This window comes from Streptomyces sp. NPDC059900 (assembly GCF_050270335.1).
GTDB lineage: Bacteria > Actinomycetota > Actinomycetes > Streptomycetales > Streptomycetaceae > Streptomyces.
The window spans coordinates 1-2,928 of the sequence record NZ_JBNNJZ010000802.1 but is presented as its reverse complement, the minus strand read 5'-3'; the positions used below and the strand labels follow the sequence as shown (position 1 = coordinate 2,928).

At 72.6% G+C, this 2,928-nt stretch carries 4 protein-coding genes; 2 read left to right on the top strand and 2 right to left on the bottom strand.

Annotated features, from left to right (window positions below; translation table 11 throughout):
* Positions 1-11 precede the first annotated feature (11 nt).
* Complete coding sequence (locus tag ACQKIP_RS44175) at positions 12-848, top strand: class I SAM-dependent methyltransferase (RefSeq protein WP_365855980.1); 837 nt, start codon at positions 12-14, stop codon at positions 846-848.
* Between the two features lies 1 nt (position 849).
* Here ACQKIP_RS44175 and ACQKIP_RS44170 read toward each other — a convergent pair whose 3' ends face one another.
* On the bottom strand, positions 850-1,059 hold the full coding sequence (locus ACQKIP_RS44170) for a tautomerase family protein (protein WP_365855978.1): 210 nt from the start codon (positions 1,057-1,059) through the stop codon (positions 850-852).
* A 62-nt stretch (positions 1,060-1,121) separates the two neighbouring features.
* Positions 1,122-1,889 carry an SDR family oxidoreductase gene (locus ACQKIP_RS44165; RefSeq protein WP_365855976.1) on the bottom strand — a complete coding sequence of 256 codons (768 nt, stop codon included), beginning with the start codon at positions 1,887-1,889 and terminating at the stop codon, positions 1,122-1,124.
* Between the two features lie 86 nt (positions 1,890-1,975).
* Here ACQKIP_RS44165 and ACQKIP_RS44160 point away from each other — a divergent pair, with 86 nt between their 5' ends.
* Positions 1,976-2,821: a helix-turn-helix transcriptional regulator gene (locus ACQKIP_RS44160; RefSeq protein WP_365855974.1), complete on the top strand. Its 846-nt coding sequence runs from the start codon at positions 1,976-1,978 to the stop codon at positions 2,819-2,821.
* The last annotated feature ends 107 nt before the right edge of the window (positions 2,822-2,928 follow it).

Here is a 2,928-nt window from a genome sequence, read left to right as displayed (position 1 = left end):
AAGGTGGGCGCATGCCCACGTTACCGCGAGAGCAGCCGGAACCGACCCCGGCGAAGTCCCATGAGGCCCGGCGGATGGCCGAGTCGTTCGGCGCGGACGCACCACGCTATGACCAGGCCCGGCCCGGCTACCCCGAGGTGTTGATCGCCCGGATCGTCGCGGGGAGCCCCGGATCCCCCGGATCCGACGTGCTCGACGTCGGCTGCGGCACCGGCATCGCGGCCCGCCAGTTCCGGGCGGCAGGCTGCGCCGTGCTCGGCGTCGAGCCCGATGCGCGGATGGCCGGCTTCGCGCGGGACCGTGGCCTGCCGGTCGAGGTGGCGGCCTTCGAAGACTGGCAGCCGGCAGGGCGGACGTTCGACGCGGTCATCGCCGCCCAGTCATGGCACTGGGTGGATCCGTCCGCCGGCGCCGCGAAGGCGGCACAGGTGCTGCGCCCCGGGGGACGCCTTGCGATCTTCGGGCACGCGTACGAGCCGCCGCCCGAGGTGGCCGAACCGTTCGCCGCCGCTTTCCGGCGGGCGGCGCCCGACTCCCCGCTCAGCGGCCAGCCGGCCCGGCGCCCGCTCTCCCTCTACCAGGCGGCGTACGAGAAGTTCGCCGACCAGATCCGGGAGACCGGGCAGTTCCATGACCCCGAACAGTGGCGCTTCGACTGGGAGCAGCCCTACACGCGCGGCCAATGGCTGGACCTGCTGCCCACCACCGGCGGCCTCACCCGGCTGCGCCCCGACCAGCTGGCCGAGGTACTGGACGCCGTCGGAAGCGCCATCGACGCGCTGGGAGGCCGCTTCACGATGCACTACACCACCCTGGCCACGACCGCCGTCCGCGCCGCTGTCTCCTGAGTCAGGCGTCGCCGCCGAGCATGGCGGCGGTCAGAACGTTGCCGGCGACGCCCCAGCCTCCGTCGGCGACCTCATCGACGAGCACGACGGTGGTGGCGCGGGCCCGCTCCCCGTATATCTCCGCGTACAGGTCGGCGGTGCGCTCGACGATCTTCTTCTTGTCCTCGGCGGTGACGGTCCCCGCGGGCACCTTGAAATGGGCGAAAGGCATGGCTGTCTCCTCTGTGCATCGGCTGAAGGCGTCGGTGTTCGCCGCGGCGTACGGCTGTGCCGTCAGACCATGCCTCCGTTGGCGCGCAGGACCTGGCCGTTCACCCAGCGCCCCGCCGGGCCGGCGAGGAAGGCGACCACCCCTGCGATGTCTTCCGGGGTGCCGAGCCGCTCCAGGGGCGGGGTCTTGGCGAGCTGGTCGATCTGCTCGGGCGTCTTGCCCTCGAGGAACAGGTCCGTGGCCGTGGGGCCGGGGGCGACGGCGTTCACGGTGATGTCCCGTCCGCGCAGCTCGCGGGCGAGGATCAGCGTGAGGGATTCGACGGCGGCCTTGCTCGCCGCGTACGCACCGTAGGCCGGGAACCGGGTGCCGACCACGGAGGTCGAGAACCCCACGAACGCGCCGCCCGCGCGCAGCCGCCGGGCGGCCTGCTGCGCGACGACGAAGGTGCCGCGGATGTTGGTGCGGTGCACGGCGTCGAGCACCGCCAGGTCGAGGTCGGCGATCGGGGAGAGCGCGAGCCGGCCGGCGCAGTTCACCACGACGTCCACGCCGCCGAACTCCTGCTCCGCCCGGCCGAACAGCGCGGCGACCGCGTGCTCGTCGGCCACATCGGCCTGCACGGAGATCGCCGACCCGCCGCCGGCGGTGATCGACGCCACCGTCTCCTCGGCGGCGCCGGCGTCGCGGGCGTAGTTCACCACCACGGCGAAGCCGTCCCGGGCGAGCTGGAGGGAGACCGCCCGGCCGATGCCGCGTGATCCGCCGGTGACGACGGCGACACGCACGGCGGACGCAGAGGGTGTGGTCGAAGGCTGGTTCGTAGTCATGTCCTCCACGATGCGCGGCATCGGCCGGCGCAACCAGGGGATGTCATCCCCTGGGTCGGCGGTCCGCCCGGACGCAGAATGGCCCCATGAGTTCCGCGAAATACACCGAGCTGGGGGCATTCCTGCGCTCGCGGCGTGCCCGCATCCGCCCCGCCGACGTGGGACTCCCCCACGGGCCACGGCGCCGGGTGCCGGGGCTGCGCCGCGACGAGGTCGCCCAGCTCGCGGGCGCGTCGGTGGACTACTACAACGAACTCGAACGCGGCGCCGGCTCCCAGCCCTCCGAGCAGATGATCGCCGCGCTGGCCAGGGCGCTGCGCCTGACCGGCGACGAGCGCGACTACCTCTACCACCTGGCCGACCGCCCGGTGCCCGCGCGCGGCGGACCGGCCTCGCACGTCCATCCGGGGATGCTCGACCTGCTCGGCCGGCTGACGTCGACACCCGCGCAGGTCATCACGGACCTGCACGTCACCCTCGTACAGAATCCGCTGGCGGTGGCGTTGCTCGGGGACCAGTCAGGTCTCCGGGGCGCGCGGGCCAGCTTCGTCCACCGGTGGTTCACCGACCCCGACGCCCGGCTGCTGTATCCCGAGGCCGATCACGAGGGCCAGTCCCGCGCCTTTGTCGCCGACCTGCGGGCAGCCGCCGCCCGGCGCGACGCAAAGGACACCGAGGCCGCCTCGATGATCGACTCGCTGCTCGGCACCTCTGCCGAATTCGCCGCGCTGTGGGCCGATCACGACGTGGCCTTCCGGCGCGACGACCGCAAGCGCCTCAACCACCCCTCGCTCGGCCTGATCGAGGTCAACTGCCTCAACCTGTTCAGCGAGGACGGCCGGCAGCGGCTGCTCTGGTTCACCCCTGCGGTCGGCACCGACAGCGCCGGTCTCTTCGACCTGCTCGCCGTCCTCGGCACCCAGAAAGTGTGACCCCGGCCGCACCTTCAACAAATTGTTGACTCTATCGTGCCTGGTCAGCGCGGTAATCACCGGGCCCTGGCCGCAGTTCGTCCGGCACGGCGCCGTAAGATCCCGGG